Below are 22,213 nucleotides of genomic sequence, written 5' to 3' on the forward strand. Positions count from 1 at the left end.
ATCCTCCTTTTACATGCAGAACATGTCTACGAATTCATTTACGCGCATCGTTTGTAAAATCTCGCTGGTACAGCGCTCATAAATGTGTTTGCAATGTTTATCAGGAAAATGGCTTTTGAGATTGTCAGAAAACTTTTCCAGCAGTTTTGGCACTGCCTCCTCTCTTCGAAAACGGTGGCCAAGAGGAAACTCACATTCCACCATTTCCGTGCTCGTTCCGTCTTTAAAATGAACCTGAACGGCATTTGAAATAGAACGCTTATCAGGTTTCAAATAATCCTCGGTATATGCTTTATTTTCAGTCACCTCCATTTTATCACGTAATTTATCTATTCTCGGATCACTCGCAGTTTCAGCTTCATAATGCTGTGCGGTGATATCACCAAAAAGCAAACCGATTGCTGTAATATATTGGAGGCAGTGATCACGGTCTGCCGGATTGTGAAGCGGGCCTTTTTTATCAATGATTCGGATAGCGGATTCATGCGTACTGATGACAATACGATCGATCTCATCAATTCGGTCCTTTACCCGCGAATGTAAAATAACGGCGCACTCTGCCGCTGTTTGAGCGTGAAATTCTGCTGGATAAGACACTTTAAATAACACATTTTCCATGACATAAGCGTCGAGCGGACGGGCGAGCTTGATCTCTTTCTTATTGAATAGAACGTCCTGGAACCCCCAACCCGGTGCGCTCAATGCTGTCGGATACCCCATTTCCCCTTTTAACGACATCAGCGCCAAATGAACACCTCTGCTCGTTGCATCTCCTGCTGCCCATGATTTGCGAGAGCCTGTATTTGGTGAATGCCGGTATGTTCTTAATGCTGCATTGTCAATCCATGCATTCGAAAGCGCATTTTTGATTTCTTCTCTCCCGCCGCCTAAAAGCTTTGCTGCAACAGCTGTTGTCGCAATTTTAACAAACAGCACATGATCAAGACCCACTCGATTCAGGCTGTTTTCTAACGCAAGGACGCCTTGAATTTCGTGCGCTTTAATCATCATCTCGAGTACGTCGCGTACCGTTAAAGGCTCTTTTCCTTCAGACAGCCTCACTCTTGATACATAATCACAAACAGCAAGGATGCCTCCCAAGTTATCGGATGGATGCCCCCACTCCGCTGCCAGCCACGTATCGTTGTAATCGAGCCAGCGAATCATGCAGCCGATATTAAACGCTGCCCTCACAGGATCGAGAACATAGGACGTTCCCGGAACTTTGCTTCCATTTGGCACAGTCGTTCCTGGAACAATTGGGCCAAGCAGCTTTGTGCACTCTGGATACCGCAGCGCCAAAATCCCGCAGCCCAGGGTATCAAGCAATACATGCCCCGCTGTTGTATACGCTTCGGAACTTGTAATCTCTTTCTCAAGCACATAATCTGTGATTTCTTCGATAACACGATCCGTTTTCTGCATTCTGCCAGCTCCTTTCATGATTCTGTTTGATATCGCGGACCCATGTAACTGACACGGGGACGGAAGAGTCGATTATTGGAATGCTGTTCAATCACATGAGCGCATAAACCGGATGTTCTCGCGCTGAAAAAGACAGGCGTATATAAAGGGATCGGTATGCCGAGCATCCAATAAACCGGGGCAGCATAGTAATCCAAGTTCGGGTAGAGCCCTTTTTCCTTCTCCATCAGCCGCTCACCTGCTTCACACATCTCATATAAACGATGGTCACCGGCTTTATCGCATAATTGCTGCAACGCCTCTTTCATCATGAGTGCTCTCGGATCCATTTTTTTCATATACACACGGTGGCCGAAGCCCATGATTTTTTCTTTTCTTTTCAGCTTTGTTTGCAGAAGCTGCTCAAATTCAGACGTCGTTTTCGCCTCCAAAAGCATATACATTACAGCTTCGTTTGCCCCTCCGTGAAGATTCCCTTTCAGGGAAGCGACAGCTCCTGTCAAAGCGCCATAAAGATCCGAGTGAGTAGATGCGATGACTCTGGCCGCAAAAGTTGAATTCGGCATCTCATGTTCACTATACAGGACGAGCGACCGGTCAAAAATCTGTTCTTCCAACGAGGACGGCAATTTGCCTGTCATCATGTATAGAAAATTCGCACTGTAGGACAGGGATTGAAGCGGAAGAATCGGCTCTTTTTTATTGATGATCCTGTAGCTGGCAGCAGTGAGGGCAGGCAATTTCCCAAGAAGCTGATATGCGCGCTCCTTGTTAGCGGAAGGAGACCGATCATCAATTTGCCGATCATAACCGGCAAGTGCCGACAGGCCGGTACGCAGGCTATCCATTGGATGCGTGTGCTCAGGGAGCAGCTCAAGCAGACGGAGATGATTAGCAGGCAGGCTTGACGCACTGTTTATTTTACTTTCCAGCGTCTCTCTTTCACTTTCTTCCGGCAGCCTCCCTTCCAGCAATAAATGGACAAGCTCCAGATAACTTTTTGTTTTAGAAAGATCTATTAAATCATAGCCTCGTATCAAAATCTGGCTGAACTGCGTGTCAAGATAAGAAATGTGAGTTTCTGCCGCAATCACACCGTCCAACCCTGGAGAGTAATGCTGTTTCTCCTCCATATCCTCAACCTCCGTTTTTGCGTTTTTTTGGTTATCAGGTCCCACCAAGCAAATACTTGGAAATAATCAGTCTTTGAATCTCATTCGTCCCTTCATAGATTTGCGTCACCTTTGCATCGCGAAGCAGCCGCTCAACGGGATAATCCTTCATATAACCATATCCCCCATAAATTTGGACGGCGTCTAACGCCGCCTTCACCGCTGCATCGGAAGCAAATTGTTTAGCCATAGACGCCTCTTTTCCACATGCCAGGCCGCGGTTATGAAGGTCTGCAGCGTGGTAGACAAGATGTCTTGCCGCCTCAGCTCTAGTCGCCATATCAGCCAGCTTAAATGATATGCCTTGATTGGCTGCAATCGGCCTTCCAAATTGCACTCGCTGCTTCGCATAATCAACGGCATGCTCAAGAGCCGCCTCTGCAATACCGAGCGCCTGTGCCGCAATGCCGATCCGGCCGACATTTAAATTCGCCATGGCAATGTTGAAGCCGTCACCCTCTTTGCCAAGCAAATTAGCTTCAAGCACTTCTGCGTTATCAAAAATCAGTTCCGTAGTATTAGAGCCATAAAGCCCCAGCTTTTTTTCTTTTTTCCCAACGGTAAAACCGGGTGTGTTTTTTTCAACAATAAAAGCCGAAATCCCGTGCCTGCCTTGATCCGGAGCCGTTAAAGCAAATGTGATATAGATATCAGCTGCTCCGCCATTCGTTATGAATATTTTCGATCCGTTTAATACGTATTTGCCGTTCTTTTTAATTGCCGTTGTGCGAAGGCTTCCGGCATCCGATCCTGAGTAAGGCTCTGTCAGCGCAAAGGCCCCTAAATGGTCTCCTGAAGCAAGCTTCGGTATATATTTCATCTTTTGTTCCTCATTGCCGAAGTACAGAATCGGATTTGTGCCGACCGAGGTATGGACGGAGAGAATCACGCCGACCGCCGCGCTGATTTTTGAAATCTCATGAATCGCCAAAATATAAGAAACAACGTCCGCCCCGGCACCCCCGTACTGTTCCGGCACCGGTATTCCCATCAGCCCGTGTTCGCCCATTTTTTTGATCAGCTGAAAGGGAAATTCGTCCGTTTTCTCCATAATTTCCGCAGCGGGAGCAATTTCTTTTCGGGCAAAATCACGCACCATTTTTCGCATCATGACTTGCTCTTGGGTTATATGCAACTCGGCCACCCCCGATGGAATTGACTTCAGGAAGTCCTCTCCTCATATTCATAAAAACCGCGTCCGCTCTTTTTGCCAAGCCAGCCTGCTTTTACATACTTGCGGAGCAGCGGGCAAGGACGGTATTTAGAATCGCCAAGGCCCGAGTGAAGAACTTCCATAATGGATAAACACGTATCCAGTCCGATAAAATCCGCTAATGCAAGCGGACCCATCGGATGATTCATGCCAAGCTTCATCACCTCGTCTATTGCCTCTGGCTTCGCCACTCCCTCATACACGCAATAGATGGCTTCATTAATCATTGGAAGAAGCACACGATTGGAAACAAACCCCGGAAAATCATTGACTTCAACCGGTGTTTTCCCCATCTTTTCCGCTAATGCCATAACATCTAAGGCCGTTTCCTCTGATGTAGCCAAGCCGCGTATTACTTCAACCAGCTTCATCACAGGGACGGGATTCATAAAATGCATGCCAATGACCCGTTGAGGCCGATTTGTCACAGCAGCGATCTCTGTAATAGGCAAGGAAGATGTATTGCTGGCCAAAATCGTATGAGGCGGGCAAATGCGATCAAGTGTTTTAAACATTTTAGTTTTCGCCGTCATGTTTTCAGCGATAGCCTCAATCACAATGTCCGCATGCTCTGCCTCCTCAAGCGTTTGAGAAATCGAAATGCGGCTGATGATACTCCTCACTTCTGCCTCGGTCCTTTTTCCTTTCTCAGCGTCACGGGCCAGCTGTTTCTTCAGCCGCTTCAATCCTGCCTCCGCAGCTTCCGGACTCACATCGTACATCCGCACATAAAAGCCTGCGTCAGCAGCTGCTTGTGCAATGCCGCTTCCCATCTGACCTGCGCCAGCTACCATGATTTGTTTGATTTCCATTTAAATCCCCTTTTTCATCATGTTTTAATGAACCTGCACTAAGACGGCATCTCCTTGGGCTGCCCCACTGCAAATGGCTGCAACACCCAGTCCCCCTCCCCGTCGCTTTAATTCGTAAACGAGCGTCATGAGAATTCTCGCTCCGCTCGCGCCGATCGGGTGGCCGAGCGCGATCGCACCACCGTTCACATTTACTTTTTCAAGATCGAAACCTACGATTTTTTCACATGTTAACACAACAGATGCAAACGCTTCATTTACTTCAAACAAGTCAATATCTTGGGCAGTTAAACCGTTCTTTTTCAGGAGCTTATTAATAGCAAACCCCGGTGCTGCCGCCAGTTCATGCGCTGGCATTCCCATAGTTGAAAAACCAAGAATTGTAGCCAGAGGCTGTTTGCCAAGCTCAGCTGCTTTTTCCTCCGACATCAGCACGAATGCGCCAGCTCCGTCATTGACCCCGGGAGCATTGCCGGCTGTGATCGAACCATCACTTGTATAAATCGGAGAAAGTTTCGCGAGCTGATCCAGACTTGTGTCACGGCGAATCGCTTCATCCTTATCAACAACGTTTGATTTTCCTTTTCGACCGATCCAGTTGACGGGAACAATTTCATCCTGAAATTTCCCTTCATCGGCTGCTTTAGCTGCCCGCGCATGGCTTCTCAACGCCCATTCATCCTGCTCTCTTCGTGAAATTGCATATTCCTTGGCCGCTGTATTTCCGTGAACAGCCATATGCACTTCGTCAAATGCGCACGTTAACCCGTCATACACCATTAAATCCCTAAGCTCGCCGTCCCCCATCCGTGCTCCCCAGCGTCCAGCGGGAATGGCATACGGAATATTGCTCATGCTTTCCATCCCCCCGGCAACAAGTATGTCCGCATCCTGCGCCCGAATCATTTGATCACATAAAGTGACAGCGCGAAGACCCGAAGCACAGACTTTATTCAGTGTTTCTGACGGCACACTCCAAGGCATTCCAGCAAGACGGGCAGCTTGACGGGAAGGGATCTGTCCTGAGCCGGCCTGGACAACCATGCCCATGACATTTCCTTCTACATCATCTCCAGAGACTCCAGCCCGTTGCAACGCCTCCTTCATCACAATGCCCCCAAGCTCGGCAGCTTTCACCTCTTTCAATACTCCGCCGAATTTGCCAAATGGCGTTCTTGCAGCACTTACAATGACTGTTTTCCTCATGGTTTCACCTCATTCAGAAGATAGACAGCGCTTACAATTTCTAGTTGTCTTCTATGAATGTATGCTTTGAAACGAGCATGAATGTATGAAAAAAGAAGGCTGTGTCAACAGCCTCCTTCTAAAGCAACTAATCATTTTTCAGCAATGCCGCAGCCTTTGCAGGAAAATCGGTAAACATGCCGTCTGCTCCCAGTTCAATGAGGTGCTTCATATCTTCCGGCCGATTGACTGTATACGGCCTTACCTTAATCGAACTGCTCCTCATTTTCTTCAGCACTTCATCTGTGCCCCCGGGGCTGTTTAGCTTCGGGTGATAGCCGGAAGCTGGAATAGACGCGATATATCGATCTGCCTGATAAAGCACATCTGCAGTTAATACCGCCCGTTCAATATGGGGCGCAAGCTGAGCGCACAGTGCTACGCTTTCATGATTAAACGTGGAAAGGATGACTCTCTCCTCTATATTGAAGCGCTTCACTGCCTCCAGCACTTTTTCTTCCATTCCCTCATAGCGGATCACGCTGTTTTTCAATTCAATGTTGATGAGAAAATCCTTTTTTACCGCCCACGAGAGCACGTCCTCTAATAGCGGCACTTTTAGATCGCTGTACGCCTGATCGTGACCAGCGGCCGCATTCGCAGTCTTGATCACATCATAGGCTGTATCCTTCACGAATCCTTTAAGCGATGTCGTGCGGTTAAGCCTTTCATCATGAATCACAACAATGCGTCCGTCTTTCGTCAGCTGTACATCAAGCTCTATCCCGTCCGCTCCGGCTTCAATTCCTTTTTCAAATGCAAGCATTGTATTTTCGGGAAAGTGTCCTGATGCCCCCCGGTGGGCAAAAATCTTTGTCATCGTTTCACCTCAAGCCCTAAGTTTTCTCCATTATACTTATTTTGTCGGATCCACTCTAGGATTAAGGCTATATTTATCTACTGATCATAATAAGAATCAATGCCGTTAACAATCGCATCTGCTGCCTTTTGCTGGTATTCTTCATTTCCCAGCTTGTCCGCGTCAGAGCTATTCGTGATAAACCCAAGCTCCGCCAACACACTTGGCATTTGTGAATATGTAATGACGTAAAAGTCTGATTCTTTCACGCCCCTGTCTCTCGTTTGTAAGGATGAAACGAGCTGCGACTGAATATCGGACGCCAGACGCCGGCTGTTTTCCCCTTCATAATCAGATTGAAAATACGTTTCTGTTCCTGAAGCTGAAGCAACCCCGGAATTTACATGAATGCTGACAAAAAGATCAGCGTGATTGGCACTTGCCTTTGCGACTCTGTCCTCCAAGGTCAGAAAATGATCGTCTGATCTGGATGCAACAGGATTGGCTCCCTCCGCTTTTAGCTTGTCCGTCACATGCTCTGAAACAGCCAAATTAATATCCTTTTCAAAGAGCCCGTTTCCGACCGCTCCACTGTCTTCACCGCCGTGTCCGGCATCAATATACACGGTTTTCCCTTCTATCGGCTCTGCTGCCTGTGCACAAGGCGCGAGAGTCAAAGCCAATCCGCACAGCGCCAAGCTCCTCCATAACATTCTCAACTTTCTCCCTCCGGTCTCTTTATGACGAATTCTTTCGCAGCTGAATATCTTCCAGCTGTAAAGTCCCATTATCCTTCTTTGTATATTTCACCAAAACTTTTGTCTGGTCTGGCAAAGATTCACATTCATCACGTTTATCCTTCGGAACTTGTATCATGGTTTCTTCTCCATTGAGAGAAACCGCAATCGTATGAGGATCAACCGAGCCAATAAATTTTCCCTCTTCGGTAAACCTTGGTGCTGAGTCATCCGCACTTGCTACACTGCATCCCGAAAGAAAAAGCGCAGTAAATAGCAAAAGAACCGTTTGTTTCACACGATCACCTCTTCCTGATGTTTGGCTTTTATCTTTGACCAGAATGGCGGATTTGTAAAGACAACATGAATGCAGGCGATCAAGTTCCATGATTTTCAAAAGGGCTATACGACCCGATCATTTCCTGTTGTTAGAAAGATAACGAGCAGATTTGTCTATGAGGATGGCTCTAAATGAGGCGATAATTAGAAAAAATTAGTGGAAAGAAGCAACTTTTTATTCATTTTTAAAAATTTGAGAATTGGGTGAGCAAATGGTTTGACTGCTAGATCAGCCAGGCGTAACCTTTGAAAGGATATTTCCTTTATTGAAAGAAGTTAACGCCATGAAAAAATTCGTTCTGCTGCTTGCGGCCGCTCTCATCACATGCTCCATCGGCCACCAAATCAGCGGCGGCTACAAAGGCCCTGAAAAAGAGCGGCGAAAACATCACTCTGCACTCAAGATATTCAGTCGGTAAAGCAGATCAATTGCATTAATTTTTACATATAGGCTAGAATATGTGCGAATCCAAACGAAAGAAGATGATCAAATGAATTCTAAGTATAAGGCGCTGTTTGAACCCTTCACGTTTAAAAGCGGTGTTACAATCGACAACCGGATCGCAGTCGCACCAATGACTCATTACGCTTCTAATGAAGACGGTACAATTTCTGAAGCAGAGCTTGACTACATCATCCCTCGTTCAAAAGAGATGGGAATGGTGATTACAGCCTGCGCAAACGTCACACCGGACGGAAAAGCATTTCCTGGGCAGCCGGCCATCCACGACGATTCCAACATTCCGGGTTTAAAAACATTAGCACAAGCCATTCAGGCACAAGGCGCTAAAGCCGTTGTGCAAATTCATCATGGCGGCATCGAATGCCCATCTGAGCTCGTTCCTCAACAGGATGTTGTGGGGCCAAGTGACGTGTTTGATAACGGCAAACAAATCGCTCGCGCATTAAAAGAAGAAGAAGTGGAAAACATTGTGAAGGCGTTTGGAGAAGCGACAAGACGTGCCATTGAAGCCGGCTTTGACGGTGTCGAAATTCACGGTGCAAACGGCTACTTGATTCAGCAGTTTTATTCTCCAAAAACCAATCAGCGCACGGACCGCTGGGGAGGAAGCGATAAAAAACGATTAGCCTTCCCGCTCGCTATTGTCGATGAAGTGAAAAAAGCCGCTTCAGAACATGCGAAGGGCGCGTTCTTAGTCGGCTACCGTCTGTCTCCGGAAGAACCTGAGACACCAGGGTTGACAATGACTGAAACCTTTACGCTTGTTGACGCTTTAGGGGATAAAGAATTGGATTATCTTCATATTTCACTGATGGACGTGAACTCAAAAGCACGCCGCGGTGCAGATCCAACTCGCACGCGCATGGACTTATTGAATGAACGTGTCGGAAACAAAGTGCCGCTGATCGCCGTTGGTTCCATCCATTCCGCAGATGACGCGCTGGCCGTCATCGAAAACGGTATTCCGCTAGTCGCAATGGGACGCGAAATTTTAGTTGACCCTGACTGGGCGGTAAAAGTAAAAGAAGGCCGTGAAAAGCAAATCGAAACAGTAATCAAAGGCACAGATAAAGAAAAATATCATTTGCCTGAACCGCTATGGCAAGCCATTGTGAACACGCCTGGCTGGGTGCCTTATAAAGATTAATATGAAAAGACTGCCGAAACGGATTCGGCAGTCTTTTTTCCCTTATATAAATAGTTTATGTACACACCGAAACAGCAAAAGAAAGAGCTCCCCACCTACTTCAAAAAGAAAATCTAGGAAAAGTCCATCACGCTTTCTTGTTTTTTTCTTTCTCATTCGTACGTCTCCTTTGAATAAAATACGCCTTACTTACGATTTTGCAGGAGAAAGGTTTCAATTTGATCCTGATTGTTTGTTTTTGATAATCCAAGCAGCGAGAACACATGAAACCATGACTGTAAATGAGATAAAGTCAATCAGGGTGCCTAGTAAGCGTGAATCTGTAATGATGTTCGAATTGACGCAAAGCGCAAGAATAAATAAAGCAATCAGCAGACCATATTTTTCAAACACATACCTCACTCCTTACGGAAAATAAATTTTTCATATCCATCACCTATGATAACAAATGTCCCCAAAAACAAAACGCCTCCTATTTATCAGCGCAAACCAATAAATAAAAGACGTTTGATTTAATTATCACATAATATCCACATGTTTAAGAAGCCTTATGTTCTAATCTAAGCTTATCCGCAACCATCGCAATGAACTCTGAGTTTGTCGGTTTAGCTTTTGTCATGCTGACAGTATAACCGAACAGCGAGGAAATGGAATCAATGTTTCCTCTGCTCCATGCCACTTCAATTGCATGGCGGATCGCTCTTTCTACACGGCTTGCGGTTGTGTTGAATTTTTTGGCGATGTCCGGATAGAGGACTTTTGTAATGCTGCCGAGCAATTCGATGTCATTGTATACCATTGAGATTGCTTCACGCAGATAGAGATAGCCTTTAATATGGGCTGGGACGCCGATTTCATGGATAATGCTTGTGATGCTCGCGTCGAGATTTTTCTTCTTTGGTTCAGGCTGGCTGCTGCGTATAATGCTGCTTTGCGATGATGGCGCACGATGCGTCACACTGCTGGCATTTCCGCTGACTTGGCGGATATGACCAACAAGGTTTTCCATATCAAACGGTTTGAGAATAAAGTAGGACGCGCCTAAATCGACGGCCTTTTTCGTGACATCTTCCTGTCCAAAGGCTGTCAGCATGATGACATTCGGCTGTTTTTTCAGATCTGATTCCCTCAGCCTCTCTAAAACCGCAAGTCCGTCTAAATGCGGCATAATAATATCTAATACGAGCACATCGGGATCTTTTTCTTTAAACAACGACAGGCATTCCTGTCCGTTATAAGCAACGCCGATCACTTCCATGTCTTCCTGTCCTTCTATATATTCACTCAACAGGCTTACCAGCTCTCGATTATCATCAGCAACACAAACTTTAATTTTCTCCACGTTTCTTCCTCCCCAAATGTAGTTAACAGGATTCACCCTTGCTACATGTTTACATTCGACAAAACCGCTATATACCCTCTAAAAAAATCATAATCACCAATATTAGTGGCATATCTTTGTTATTCTATGTTTTTCTCTGTTTTTCGACTAAAAATGAAATTTGACAAACAAGGAAACGTGAATTTGTCGAAAAATCTTCTTTTGTATATTTTACCGTATGTATTCTGAGAAGTGAAGAGGGATCAAAACAAAAAAACTGCCGGAAACTCCGGCAGTCAGCTTGCTTTTTCTTTTCCGTAAATATCGATTCCTGCTTCTGACAGCATCCATTCAATATGAACACCGTAGCCGCTTGTCGGGTCATTTACAAACACATGGGTGACAGCTCCGATCACTTTTCCATTTTGAATGATCGGGCTTCCGCTCATCCCCTGTACGATGCCCCCTGTTTCTTTCAACAGCCTTGGATCAGTAATTTTCAACACCATTCCTTTTGTCGCAGGGAATTTTTGCGGCGTTGTGCTGACGATTTCAATATCAAATTTTTCCACCTTGTCATCATCAATGACCGTTAAAATTTCAGCCGGCCCTTTTTTGACTTCAGTAGAAAATGCAACCGGCAGTGCTTGATCTGAAATGTTGTTTTGAATCGGCTGATGCAGCGTGCCGAAAATCCCGAATGGGCTGTTTCTGTTAATATCCCCGATCGTTTTGCGTTCTGAGGAAAATCGCGCCAGTTTTTCTCCCGGATTACCGCCTGTCCCTTTTTCAATTGATGTTACAGTGGATTTAACGATTTCTCCATTCTCCACCACAATTGGTTTCTTTGTGTCCATATCGGAAATCACGTGTCCAAGTGCTCCATATTTTTTTGTTTTCGGTTCATAAAAGGTCATAGTGCCAATGCCGGCAGCAGAATCCCTGATATATAATCCGATTCTGTATTTGCCTTCTTGTTCATCCTTTTGTGGAATCAGCTTTGTTTTGATTTTTTGTTTGTCACGTTTGATCAGTAAATCTAAAGATTCACCGGTTTTTCCGGCTTTTTGGATAAATGGGGCTACATCGTTCATTTTTTCAATTTTCTGTCCATTCATCTCAATAATAATGTCGCCCGCTTCAATTCCGGCTGTTTCTCCCGGAGATTTTTTACCTTCACTTGTATTGATTTGATGGAATCCGACGACAAGAACACCGACGGAATGAAGTTTTACACCGATTGATTGTCCGCCAGGTATAACCTTTAAATCAGGAAGAACTTGCACTTTTGTTTTTTTTATTGGAAATCCGGCAAGATCGTATACTAATTCTGACTCACCTGACTTTTTGCCTGTCACCCTAATTTCGTGCGGATCTTTCTTTACTGTAAACGCTTCTGACGATTCTGATGTCTGAGCGTTTACCGATAAGCTTGTTTCAATCGCTTGTGTTTGGGATTCAAATACTCTCATTTGCGTTGGAATCAGTAAATACTCTTTTAGCGGTTTGCATAAACCTACACTTAATAACGAAACAAGGAGAATTAAACCTACTGCTTTTCTGATGTTATCGGGCATTCACTACTTCACTCTCCTCGCTCCTATCCCACACCTTCTTTATGACTTGCTGCTACATCATTTAATTTTGCCTTTTGGAGGCTTATTTATAACTGTCATATGAAGAAAAACATTGGATATACTGATGAACGAATGGATGTAAACAAAAAAAATAAGCTGCGCTTTTCGCGCAGCTTACCCAGTTGTTTTGACTTGATCCGCTTGTTTTAAAAGTTCTTTCGCATGGCGTTTCGTTAAATCGGTTACCTCGACACCTGCAATCATGCGTCCGATTTCCACTATTTTTTCCTGCTTAGAAAGCGGCTTGACACGTGTCGTCGTTCTGCCGTCTTTTAACTCCTTCGCAATATAAAGATGCGTATCGGCCATGGCAGCCACCTGAGGCAAGTGTGTAATACAAAGCACTTGTGATCCTATTGACACTTTATGGATCTTCTCAGCGATTGCCTGTGCGACCCTGCCGCTTACACCGGTATCAACCTCATCAAAAATGATCGATGTCACATCCTGCTGTGAGGAAAAAATGCTTTTTATGGCAAGCATCACCCGTGACAGCTCTCCACCTGAAGCGACTTTCGAAAGAGATTTCAGCGGCTCGCCTGTATTGGTTGAAATTAAAAACTTCACCAGATCGATCCCTTGTTCAGTCAGCTGAACAGGCTGGCCGTTTACAACCGGTGACTCTTCATTGCGTGACGCTTGTCTGATTTTGAATTCCGTATCAAACGTTGATTTTTCCATGTACAGGCTTTTTAATTCCCGATGAATCTCATCAGCCAGTTTTTTCGCCCATGTTTTCCGGATTTGAGAAACATTTGCCGCTTCCACTGCGACATCCTTGCCAACGGAGTCAAGCTCCTTTTTCAGGCTTTGTAGGTGGCTGTCCCTGTTTTCAATTTGGTCAATTTCTTCTTCAATTTTAGAAGCATATTCCAAAATGTCCTCGACAGTGGCACCGTATTTTCGTTTCAGCTGTTTGATTTCATTGAGCCGCGTCTCAATATAGTTCAGGCGTTCCGGATCATATTCAAGCTCATCCAGCATATTTCTCATCTGAAATGTAGCGTCCTCAAGCAGATAGTAGGAGTTCGAAACACTCTCAGACAGTTTTTTCAGCGGTTCGTTAATATCAGATATATCTTCAAGCTGGGCTGATGCCATTCCGACCCAGTCCAATCCGCTCTGTTCACTGCGAAGCGCATTATATGCATTTTGCAGCGATTCATATATCTTCTCAAAGTTTGAAATTTGCTGACGCTCTTCTTGAAGCTGTTCATCTTCGTTGATCTCAAGCTTTGCTGATTCGATTTCTTCGAGCTGAAATTGAATGAGATCAAGGCGATGGGCCATTTCCTGTTCGCTTTCAGAAAGCTGTTTTAGCTTTTTGAGCAGCTTCGTATACCGCTGGTACCCTTCCTGATACGCTTGTAGCGCGCTTTCCACTTCGGCTCCGGCAAACTTGTCCAAGAGCTGGAGATGATTTTCGTCTTCCATTAACAGCTGGTTATCGTGCTGCCCGTGAATATCTAATAAAAGCCTGCCGATCTCTCTTAGCGAGGCAATCGTGACAAGCTTGCCATTGACACGGCAAACGCTTTTTCCGCTCGTGCTGATATCTCTTCTCATGACGATCATTTCGTCTGAAACGTCGATTCCCTGCTCAGCGCATACGCCTAAAACGGGATGGCCGCTCTCCAAAAGAAACAGCCCTTCAAGTTCTGCTTTCGCTTCCCCATATCTAACAAATTCAGATGATCCGCGGCCTCCGACTAAAAGAGAAATGGCATCTATAATGATGGATTTGCCGGCTCCGGTTTCTCCTGTTAAAACCGTAAGCCCGCGTTCAAAAGAAACCGTCAGTTCCTCAATAATGGCAAAGTTTTTAATCGATAGTTCAGCTAACAAACAGCATTACACCTCTTATCTTTGTTAGTTTTTCTGTTACAGCAGTTCAAGCAGCCTGTTTTTTACGCCTTCTGTATCTTCAGGAGTCCGGCAAATAATTAAAATCGTATCATCTCCGCAAATGGTCCCCATCATTTCATCCCAGTCCAAATTGTCCATCAGCGCCCCGATTGCCTGGGCATTGCCCGGCATCGTTTTCAGCACAATCATATGGCTTGCTGAGTCTATTTTCACAAATGCGTCCATCAATGCCCGCTTTAGCTTTGAAAGCGGATTGAAACGCTGGTCCGCCGGAAGACTGTATTTGTAAGAACCATTATTCGTAGGCACTTTTACAAGGTGAAGTTCTTTAATATCCCGTGATACCGTCGCTTGCGTCACTTTGTAGCCATCCTGCTTCAGCATGTCGACCAATTCATCCTGCGTTTCGATTTCATTGCTCGTAATGATCTCTCTGATTTTAATATGCCTCTGGCCTTTGTTCATGTAAGCACCTCTATTTCCAGCTTCTCTGTTCTTTTATGTTATATGATTCTCTGCACATTGTACATGAATGCAGAAAAAAGGAATAATAGCGCACTATTATTCCGGTACATCTGCTTTTTTTTCTTTTAACGTCGTATGTGCCTCTTCTACAACGCGCATGATCTCTTCTTCCGGCAGTTCCTGACCTGCCTGTCCCTCTCCCGGCCAATACAAATGAAGGAGAAACTCAATATTTCCGTCTCCTCCCGTGATCGGAGAAAATGACAGGCCTCTACAGATATAGCCTTCAGCGGCAGAAAAACTGATCATTCGCTTGAGCACATCAGCATGCACTTTAGGATCTCTGACAATCCCTTTTTTGCCGACCGATTCCCGTCCTGCTTCAAACTGAGGCTTAACAAGAGCCATGCAGTCGCTGCCCGGTACGAGCAATGTTTTAAGGACAGGAAGGATGAGCCGCAGGGAAATAAAGGACACATCTATTGTGGCAAACTCCGGCATGCCCTTTGTAAAGTCCGCCGGTGTTGCATAACGGAAGTTCGTCCGTTCCATCACGACGACCCGTTCATCCTGTCTGAGCTTCCACGCAAGCTGATTATAGCCTACATCCACAGCGTATGACTGTTTAGCTCCATTTTGCAAAGCGCAGTCCGTAAAACCGCCAGTGGAGGAGCCAATATCAATCATAATTTTATCTTTGACAGAGACGGGAAATTCCTTCAGCGCTTTTTCGAGCTTTAAACCGCCTCTGCTCACATACCTCAGCGGGTTTCCTTTGACGGTTAACGGAAGGTCGCGGTCAATTTTTTCTCCAGGCTTGTCCAAGCGGTTTTCGTTTGAATAGACGATCCCCGCCATAATGGCTCTTTTGGCTTTTTCACGCGTTTCCGCCAGCCCTCTTTCCACTAATAATACATCTAATCGTTCTTTCTTTGACGTCATGATCCAATTCCTTTGTGTGTCTTTGGCGGCATCAGTAATCTAATACGGTTTGCCACCTGCTGTTTTGTCAGTCCAATTTCCTCTAGAAGCGCGGTTACGCTTCCGTGTTCAATAAACCGATCAGGGATACCCATTCTGTCGATCGGTGTACGATATTCACCTTGATCATGAGCGAATTCTAAAATCGAGCTTCCGAAACCGCCTTCTAAGACCGCTTCTTCAATTGTTAAAATTGGCAAGCCTTCTTTTAGGATACTCTTCATCATCTTTTCATCAATCGGCTTAATAAAACGCGCATTCACAACGCGCACGGAAAGGCCTTCTTTCTGCAGCTCTTCGGCTGCCTCAATCGCCATCTCAATTGTTGTACCGAATGTTAAGATGACAGCATCGTTCCCTGGACGCAGCACATCCCACGTACCGATCGGAATCGTTTTCAACTGTTCATCCATTTTTACGCCGAGTCCGTTTCCGCGCGGAAAACGCATCGCTATCGGACCTTCGTCATAGCTTAGTGCTGTATGAACCATGTGCTGGCCTTCATTTTCGTCTTTCGGCATCATTAAGACCATGTTTGGAACGTGACGCATAAACGCAATATCGAACACGCCTTGATGTGTCTCTCCATCTGCGCCAACGAGTCCTGCACGGTCAATTCCAATAAACACATTGGCGTTTTGGCGGCAGATGTCATGAACGACTTGGTCATATGCCCTTTGCAGGAAGGTTGAGTAAATTGCCAAAAACGGCTTCATACCCTGCATTGCCATAGCTGCAGCCATTGTTGCGGCATGCTGTTCTGCGATTCCTACGTCGAACATCCGGTCAGGGAATTCCTTTGCGAACCCTTCAAGCTTTGAACCGACAGGCATAGCTGGCGTAATGGCTACAATGCGTCCGTCCTCGCGCGCCATTCGCTGCACAGTTCCACTGACAAGGCCGCTCCATGAAGGAGCTGCGGCTTTCGGTTTTACAAAGTCACCGGTATTAATTTTGTATGGTCCGGTACCGTGCCATGTTCCAATTGTATCGGTCTCAGCCGGTTTGTACCCCTTCCCTTTTTTCGTGATGACATGCAGGAGAACAGGGCCTTTCGTTTTTTTGGCGTATTGAAGATTCTCAATCAGCTCATGATAAGAATGTCCGTCCACCGGGCCCAAATACGTAAAACCAAGCTCCTCGAAAAACATTCCGGAGACGAGCATGTATTTCAGGCTGTCTTTGACCCGTTCAGCTGTCGCGGCAAGCTTGCCTCCAACTGCCGGAATCTTTCTAAATAAGTATTCAAGCTCATCTTTGACCCACTGGTATTTCCCCGCAGTGCGAAGCCGTCCGAGCATAGAATGAATGGCGCCGACATTTGGTGCAATACTCATTTCATTATCATTAAGAATGACAATCATGTCTTTTTTCTCGTCGCCGATGTGATTAAGGGCTTCAAGCGCCATTCCGCCGGTCAGCGCGCCGTCCCCAATAATCGGAATAATATATTCATCCGTTCCTTTAATATCACGCGCAGCTGCCATTCCCATCGCGCCTGACAGAGAAGTCGAGCTGTGCCCGGTTTCCCAAACATCGTGCTCGCTTTCGCTCCGCTTTGGAAATCCGCAAAGCCCTTTGTACTGGCGAAGCGTCGCAAATTCTTTTCCGCGACCTGTCAGCAGCTTATGAACATACGACTGATGGCCTACATCCCATAAAAACTTGTCTTTCGGGCTGTTAAATTCCTTATGCAGTGCAACAGTAAGCTCTACGACACCTAAGTTTGGGCCGATGTGGCCGCCGGAAGCGGATAAACTTGTAATTAAAAACTGACGGATTTCATCACTTAATTTCTCTAATTCATCAATGGACATGTTTTTTAAAAACGACGGGTCCTGTATTGATAAAAGATCCAAAGCGGATCAACTCACTTTCAGCATGAATTTCTGCAATGACACATGTCTTCCAGAATGCCGAGCTGGACAATCATCTCGGACATAAAAAAAGACAAACGCGCTTTCCTTTTCATTTTTCATATAAACTGCTTACATTTTACCATATCTCGTGCAGCCGCTTCAAATTAGGATCGTTTTAGTGATCTCTTGCCGCAATTAAATCACAAAGCTCATACAAAAGGTCTTGTTGAAGAGAGAGTCCGCCGATCAATCGCTTCGCCTCTTTTATATGAGCATCCAATTTACGTTTGGCCCCTTCCAGTGAAAGAAGTGATGGGTAAGTCGATTTGTCATTTGTGGTATCCGAGCCGACACGTTTGCCGATTTTCTCTTCACTGCCTTCTAAATCTAAAATATCGTCTCTGATTTGAAAACCGATTCCAATGTGGCTGCTGAAGGTACGCAGGGTTTCAATGTCTTCCTCAGGTGCATCCGCCAAAATCGCGCCGGCGATTACACAAAAACCTAGAAGCTTGGCAGTTTTCCGTTCATGAATGGATTCCAGCTCTTCAAGCGTGACTTGGCGGTTTTCCGCTTCCATATCAGCGACTTGTCCCCCGACCATGCCCTCGGTGCCTGCCGCTGAAATCAGTTCATTGACAAGCCGAAGGCGCTTTTCTGCTGACACCTCGTCTGACACGTGGGAGGTGATGAGCTTAAAGCTTTCCGTGAGCAGTCCGTCACCCGCTAATACTGCTGTCGCTTCACCAAATACTTTATGATTTGTCGGCTTCCCGCGGCGCAAATCGTCATCATCCATGCATGGAAGATCATCATGAATTAGCGAATATGTGTGAATCATTTCGACAGCACAGCCGACCGGAATGCCGTCTTGTTCGCTTTTTCCATATGCGTTTAATACAGCCAGTACAATCAGAGGACGCAACCGCTTTCCGCCGGCCTCTAGAGAATACAGCATAGATTTCTTTAATGAGTCCGGCATATCAAGCTTTTCTGTATAGACAGAAAGCTGATTTTCAATTGTTTTTTTCCGGTCCGCCAGAAAACTCGTTAATTTATTTGTCACCTTCGTCTTCCTCCTGAACACTGAAAGGTGCCAGTTCGCCGTCTTCTTTTAAAATGAAGTCCATTTGCTTTTCGACTTTTTGCAGCTTTTCATGGCACATTTTGGATAAAGCCATGCCTTCTTGGAAATAGTTAATCGCTTGCTCTAGAGGCACATCCCCCTCTTCAAGCTTTGAGACAATGCTCTCAAGCCCTTTCATCGCTTCTTCAAATGTCATGTTTTCATTTTTTTTCACGTCTGTCATTTGTCTTCCCCTCTCTTTTCTAATACTTCACAGGCCAGCACGCCATCCGTCAGCTTCACTTCTAGCCGGTCCTTCTCTTCTATCTGATTGACACTTTTAATGAGTTTATCTTCTTTATAAGCAAGACTGTATCCTCTTTCCATCACTTGAAGAGGACTTAGTGCATTCAGCTTGCCAAGAACTGTTTGGAATTGGGAATGCAGCTGCTTCATTTGGATATTCATATTTTTTCTCAGCTGATTTGTCTGTTCCTCGTAGCGTGTTTTCGCTTGCTTCAGCTGTTCATGAGGATGCAGCGCCTCTAATCTGTACGTTTCCCGCTCCAACTGTCTGCTTTTCCGATCTAAAAGAGCGGTCAACTGTGCTTGAAACTGCTGGTACGCGAGGTCAAACTGCTGCTCTTTTTGCGCATACAATCGCTTTGGAAAACGAAAGGCATAGGACGATTGCAGCGTTTGAATCCGTTCTTTTTTCTGGCCGAGATGCTGCTGCATCGCTCTTGTCATCCTGACTTCCGCTGTTTTTGTCCGTTCGATTAAATCAGTGGTATGAGGCACGGCAATCTCAGCTGCCCCTGTCGGCGTCGCTGCTCTGATATCTGCGACAAAATCACTGATCGTAAAATCCGTCTCATGCCCAACTGCCGATATAATTGGAATATTGGAAGCAAAGATTGCGCGAGCTACAATTTCTTCATTGAATGCCCACAGTTCTTCTATCGAACCGCCGCCTCTCCCGACAATTAATACGTCGCACATCTCTTTTTCATTTGCTTCTTCAATGCGCGTAACAATGGATCTGCTCGCATTTTCGCCTTGTACGAGCGCTGGAAGAACAATGACTTTTACAAGGGGATATCTTCTTTTTAGAGTTGTAATAACGTCTCTGACAGCGGCACCCGTTGGAGATGTCACAACCCCGATTGTGGCTGGAAATGCGGGGATTTGTTTTTTGTAGCGGTCGTCAAATAAACCTTCTCCGGCAAGCTTCTTTTTTAATTCTTCGTACGCTAAATAGAGCGCTCCGACCCCGTCAGGCTGCATTTCTTTGGCATATAGTTGATAGTTTCCGCTCGGTTCATATACGGAAATTCCGCCTCTGACCAGCACTTTCATACCGTTTTCAGGTTTAAAAGGCAGACGCTCGCTTTGTCTCGCGAACATCACCGACTGCATTCTTGCGTTTTCGTCTTTCAAAGTGAAATAAATGTGGCCTCGTGTGTGTATCTTTACATTCGATAATTCGCCTTTAATCCAAATATTTTCTAGGTGAGGATCTACATCGAATTTTCGTTTTATATACTTTGTCAGCGCTGAGACGGTAACATACGCTGCTTCACCCATGTCTAAAAACTCCTCTCCTAAGCATTCCTGCACCATAACTAAAGAAAACCCGCCCTGGCTTTAGGAGCCTGAAGAAGCGGGTATCGTGCTCATATTCAAGGCGGGCAATACGCCCCGCCTGTGAATATCTCCAATTATCTATGATAACGTACGTTTCGCAGATTTAACAGTATTATGCGCAAGCATCGTGATGGTCATCGGACCTACTCCGCCTGGAACCGGCGTGATGAAGGATGCTTTTTCCTTTGCCCCTTCAAATTCAACGTCTCCGCAAAGCTTTCCGCTTTCCAGACGGTTAACGCCGACGTCAATGACAACAGCGCCCTCTTTGATCTGGTCTGCACTGATGAAGTTGGCTCTTCCCACTGCCACCACCAGGATGTCCGCTTTTTTCGTATGCTCAGTAATATTTTCTGTTCTTGAATGACAGTAAGTAACCGTCGCGTTTTCATTTAATAAAAGCTGGCCGACAGGTTTGCCGACAATGTTGCTTCGGCCGACTACAACAACCTCTTTACCGGAAAGGTCGATATTGGTTTTCTTCAAAAGCTCAACAATTCCATGAGGCGTGCAAGGGAGAAACGTATCTTCACCAAGCAGCATTTTCCCTACGTTTAACGGATGAAACCCGTCTACATCTTTATCAGGAGAGATACGTTCGATCACCGCTTTTTCAGAAATATGATCTGGAAGCGGAAGCTGAACGAGAATGCCGTGAAACTCAGGGTCTTGGTTATATTGATCAATAATGGAAAGCAGTTCAGCTTCAGTGAGGCTGCTGTCAAATTGATCGAGCTTGAAATTCATTCCCATTGTTTCAGCCGCTTTCTTCTTTCCTCGCACGTAAGAGTGAGAAGCAGGATCATCTCCAATCAAAATAACCGCCAGTCCAGGAGTGACACCTTGCTTTTTAAGCTCTTCTACCTCTTTTGCCAATTGTTCGCGTTTTTCTCTAGCCGTTTCTTTTCCGTCGATGATTGTTGCAGTCATTTTCTTTCCTCCTATGATTGTTCAATATCAGATTTAATGTTAGAAAGAACCCCGTTTACAAACTTTGTCGCTTTGTCATCACCAAACCGTTTTGCCAGCTCAATCGCTTCGTTCATGGAGACATTCACCGGAATGTCTTCGGCATATGCCATTTCATATGCTGCCAGGCGCAAAATCGCACGGTCAACATTGGCTATCCGATCGAGCTTCCAATTCACCAGATGCTTGGAGATCATTTCATCCAGCTGGTCTTGGTGTTCCAATACCCCGTGTACAAGCTGTTCAAAGAAAGGATCTGTTTTTTCTTCATCCAGTGCGTGTTCTATGGCTTCATTCACTGCAATATCGCTGACATCAATTTGAAATAGTGCCTGCAAAGCTTTTTCTCTTGCTGTTCTTCTTTTCATTTTCTTTCTCCTTTGATCCTCTTTATCCGCTTGTCGTTAAGCCACAAAGAGATCATAACATATTTTTTTCGTATCCGCATATTGAAATCAAGGTTTTTTCACCCTATTACCGAATATTTTCATAAACCTTAATATGATCATTCGGATTTCACGTTCATGAAGAAACTCGGCTTTTGAGCCGGCTTTCTTCATGCTTTGAAATAAAGGGTAACGTGTAAAAAAACCAAAGGGCCGCCCTCCCCTTGGTTTCGTGTTAAGCCATTTACATTTCTTCGTCGATTTGGACTTCCTGGGCTTTTGTGTCAAATTGAATGCCGACGATGTGAATATTAATCTCGTTAATCGAAAGAGACGTCATATTTAATAAGGTTTGACGAATGTTTTCCTGAACGGACGCTGCAACTTTCGGAATCGAAACGCCAAATGTAACGACACAGTATACATCAATCGTAATTCCGTCATCCGCCAGGTCGACTTTGACACCTTTGCCATGATTCACTTTGCCAAAGCGCTCGACGACGCCTGTCGCAAAGTTTCCGCGCATTTCGGCAACCCCATCAACTTCTGATGCTGCAATGCCGGCAATGACCTCAATGACCTCCGGTGCAATCTCAACCTTACCTAAATGCGTATCTACTTGATCCATTTTAAGCAAGCTGTTGTCTTTCATTCAATTCACCTC

Annotated in this window: 23 protein-coding genes; 2 read left to right on the plus strand and 21 right to left on the minus strand. The window is 45.4% G+C overall.

What is annotated here, in order from left to right; all coding sequences use genetic code 11:
- Positions 1–9: 9 nt before the first annotated feature.
- The 8 genes from CDO84_RS11085 to CDO84_RS11120 form a co-directional block, all read right to left on the minus strand.
- Positions 10–1,425 carry a bifunctional 2-methylcitrate dehydratase/aconitate hydratase gene (locus CDO84_RS11085; protein ID WP_082032987.1) on the minus strand — a complete coding sequence of 472 codons (1,416 nt, stop codon included), beginning with the start codon at positions 1,423–1,425 and terminating at the stop codon, positions 10–12.
- Positions 1,426–1,439: 14 nt separating this feature from the next.
- A complete protein-coding gene (gene mmgD, locus CDO84_RS11090) occupies positions 1,440–2,558 on the minus strand; it encodes a citrate synthase (protein ID WP_040082681.1) in 1,119 nt (372 codons plus the stop codon).
- A gap of 34 nt (positions 2,559–2,592) precedes the next feature.
- Positions 2,593–3,732 (minus strand): acyl-CoA dehydrogenase, encoded by a 1,140-nt coding sequence (locus tag CDO84_RS11095; RefSeq protein WP_040082679.1) that lies wholly within the window; start codon positions 3,730–3,732, stop codon positions 2,593–2,595.
- 26 nt (positions 3,733–3,758) lie between these two features.
- The gene (locus CDO84_RS11100; RefSeq protein ID WP_040082677.1) at positions 3,759–4,622 is read right to left on the minus strand and encodes a 3-hydroxybutyryl-CoA dehydrogenase; all 864 of its coding nucleotides are present in this window, start codon (positions 4,620–4,622) and stop codon (positions 3,759–3,761) included.
- A gap of 24 nt (positions 4,623–4,646) precedes the next feature.
- The gene (locus tag CDO84_RS11105) at positions 4,647–5,828 is read right to left on the minus strand and encodes an acetyl-CoA C-acetyltransferase (RefSeq protein ID WP_040082676.1); all 1,182 of its coding nucleotides are present in this window, start codon (positions 5,826–5,828) and stop codon (positions 4,647–4,649) included.
- Between the two features lie 127 nt (positions 5,829–5,955).
- Positions 5,956–6,687 (minus strand): glycerophosphodiester phosphodiesterase, encoded by a 732-nt coding sequence (locus CDO84_RS11110; RefSeq protein ID WP_040082675.1) that lies wholly within the window; start codon positions 6,685–6,687, stop codon positions 5,956–5,958.
- 77 nt (positions 6,688–6,764) lie between these two features.
- Positions 6,765–7,385 carry an N-acetylmuramoyl-L-alanine amidase family protein gene (locus CDO84_RS11115; protein ID WP_082032986.1) on the minus strand — a complete coding sequence of 207 codons (621 nt, stop codon included), beginning with the start codon at positions 7,383–7,385 and terminating at the stop codon, positions 6,765–6,767.
- 19 nt (positions 7,386–7,404) lie between these two features.
- Positions 7,405–7,701: a hypothetical protein gene (locus tag CDO84_RS11120; protein WP_040083767.1), complete on the minus strand. Its 297-nt coding sequence runs from the start codon at positions 7,699–7,701 to the stop codon at positions 7,405–7,407.
- 307 nt (positions 7,702–8,008) lie between these two features.
- Here CDO84_RS11120 and CDO84_RS21400 point away from each other — a divergent pair, with 307 nt between their 5' ends.
- Positions 8,009–8,161, plus strand: a complete 153-nt coding sequence (locus CDO84_RS21400) for a hypothetical protein (RefSeq protein ID WP_156122887.1) — start codon at positions 8,009–8,011, stop codon at positions 8,159–8,161.
- Positions 8,162–8,233: 72 nt separating this feature from the next.
- A complete protein-coding gene (locus tag CDO84_RS11125; protein ID WP_040082672.1) occupies positions 8,234–9,352 on the plus strand; it encodes an NADH-dependent flavin oxidoreductase in 1,119 nt (372 codons plus the stop codon).
- A gap of 213 nt (positions 9,353–9,565) precedes the next feature.
- Here the strand turns inward: CDO84_RS11125 and CDO84_RS11130 are convergent, their stop codons facing one another.
- The 13 genes from CDO84_RS11130 to yqhY form a co-directional block, all read right to left on the minus strand.
- Positions 9,566–9,745: a hypothetical protein gene (locus CDO84_RS11130; protein WP_014664554.1), complete on the minus strand. Its 180-nt coding sequence runs from the start codon at positions 9,743–9,745 to the stop codon at positions 9,566–9,568.
- A gap of 145 nt (positions 9,746–9,890) precedes the next feature.
- Positions 9,891–10,694 (minus strand): sporulation transcription factor Spo0A, encoded by an 804-nt coding sequence (gene spo0A, locus CDO84_RS11135; protein ID WP_003226427.1) that lies wholly within the window; start codon positions 10,692–10,694, stop codon positions 9,891–9,893.
- A gap of 275 nt (positions 10,695–10,969) precedes the next feature.
- The gene (gene spoIVB / locus CDO84_RS11145) at positions 10,970–12,250 is read right to left on the minus strand and encodes a SpoIVB peptidase (protein ID WP_014664555.1); all 1,281 of its coding nucleotides are present in this window, start codon (positions 12,248–12,250) and stop codon (positions 10,970–10,972) included.
- 174 nt (positions 12,251–12,424) lie between these two features.
- A complete protein-coding gene (gene recN / locus CDO84_RS11150) occupies positions 12,425–14,155 on the minus strand; it encodes a DNA repair protein RecN (protein WP_040082671.1) in 1,731 nt (576 codons plus the stop codon).
- A 36-nt stretch (positions 14,156–14,191) separates the two neighbouring features.
- The gene (gene argR / locus CDO84_RS11155; protein ID WP_003230265.1) at positions 14,192–14,641 is read right to left on the minus strand and encodes an arginine repressor ArgR; all 450 of its coding nucleotides are present in this window, start codon (positions 14,639–14,641) and stop codon (positions 14,192–14,194) included.
- 96 nt (positions 14,642–14,737) lie between these two features.
- Positions 14,738–15,583, minus strand: a complete 846-nt coding sequence (locus CDO84_RS11160) for a TlyA family RNA methyltransferase (protein WP_040082669.1) — start codon at positions 15,581–15,583, stop codon at positions 14,738–14,740.
- The gene (gene dxs / locus CDO84_RS11165) at positions 15,580–17,481 is read right to left on the minus strand and encodes a 1-deoxy-D-xylulose-5-phosphate synthase (protein WP_040082667.1); all 1,902 of its coding nucleotides are present in this window, start codon (positions 17,479–17,481) and stop codon (positions 15,580–15,582) included. Before dxs ends, CDO84_RS11160 begins: the two co-directional genes overlap by 4 nt.
- A 175-nt stretch (positions 17,482–17,656) precedes the next feature.
- Entirely contained in the window at positions 17,657–18,547 is an 891-nt protein-coding gene (locus CDO84_RS11170; RefSeq protein WP_014664560.1) for a polyprenyl synthetase family protein, read from the minus strand.
- On the minus strand, positions 18,537–18,791 hold the full coding sequence (locus CDO84_RS11175) for an exodeoxyribonuclease VII small subunit (protein ID WP_003226409.1): 255 nt from the start codon (positions 18,789–18,791) through the stop codon (positions 18,537–18,539). The genes CDO84_RS11170 and CDO84_RS11175 overlap by 11 nt, the downstream gene beginning before the upstream one ends.
- Positions 18,788–20,134, minus strand: a complete 1,347-nt coding sequence (gene xseA / locus CDO84_RS11180; protein ID WP_040082666.1) for an exodeoxyribonuclease VII large subunit — start codon at positions 20,132–20,134, stop codon at positions 18,788–18,790. The genes CDO84_RS11175 and xseA overlap by 4 nt, the downstream gene beginning before the upstream one ends.
- Positions 20,135–20,272: 138 nt before the next feature.
- Positions 20,273–21,124 carry a bifunctional methylenetetrahydrofolate dehydrogenase/methenyltetrahydrofolate cyclohydrolase FolD gene (gene folD, locus CDO84_RS11185; RefSeq protein WP_003226403.1) on the minus strand — a complete coding sequence of 284 codons (852 nt, stop codon included), beginning with the start codon at positions 21,122–21,124 and terminating at the stop codon, positions 20,273–20,275.
- Positions 21,125–21,135: 11 nt separating this feature from the next.
- A complete protein-coding gene (gene nusB, locus CDO84_RS11190) occupies positions 21,136–21,531 on the minus strand; it encodes a transcription antitermination factor NusB (RefSeq protein WP_003230256.1) in 396 nt (131 codons plus the stop codon).
- A gap of 262 nt (positions 21,532–21,793) precedes the next feature.
- Positions 21,794–22,201 carry a fatty acid biosynthesis protein YqhY gene (yqhY, locus tag CDO84_RS11195; RefSeq protein WP_040082665.1) on the minus strand — a complete coding sequence of 136 codons (408 nt, stop codon included), beginning with the start codon at positions 22,199–22,201 and terminating at the stop codon, positions 21,794–21,796.
- Between the last annotated feature and the right edge of the window lie 12 nt (positions 22,202–22,213).

Source organism: Bacillus sp. MD-5, from assembly GCF_002201875.1.
In the GTDB taxonomy this organism is placed as follows: domain Bacteria; phylum Bacillota; class Bacilli; order Bacillales; family Bacillaceae; genus Bacillus; species Bacillus stercoris.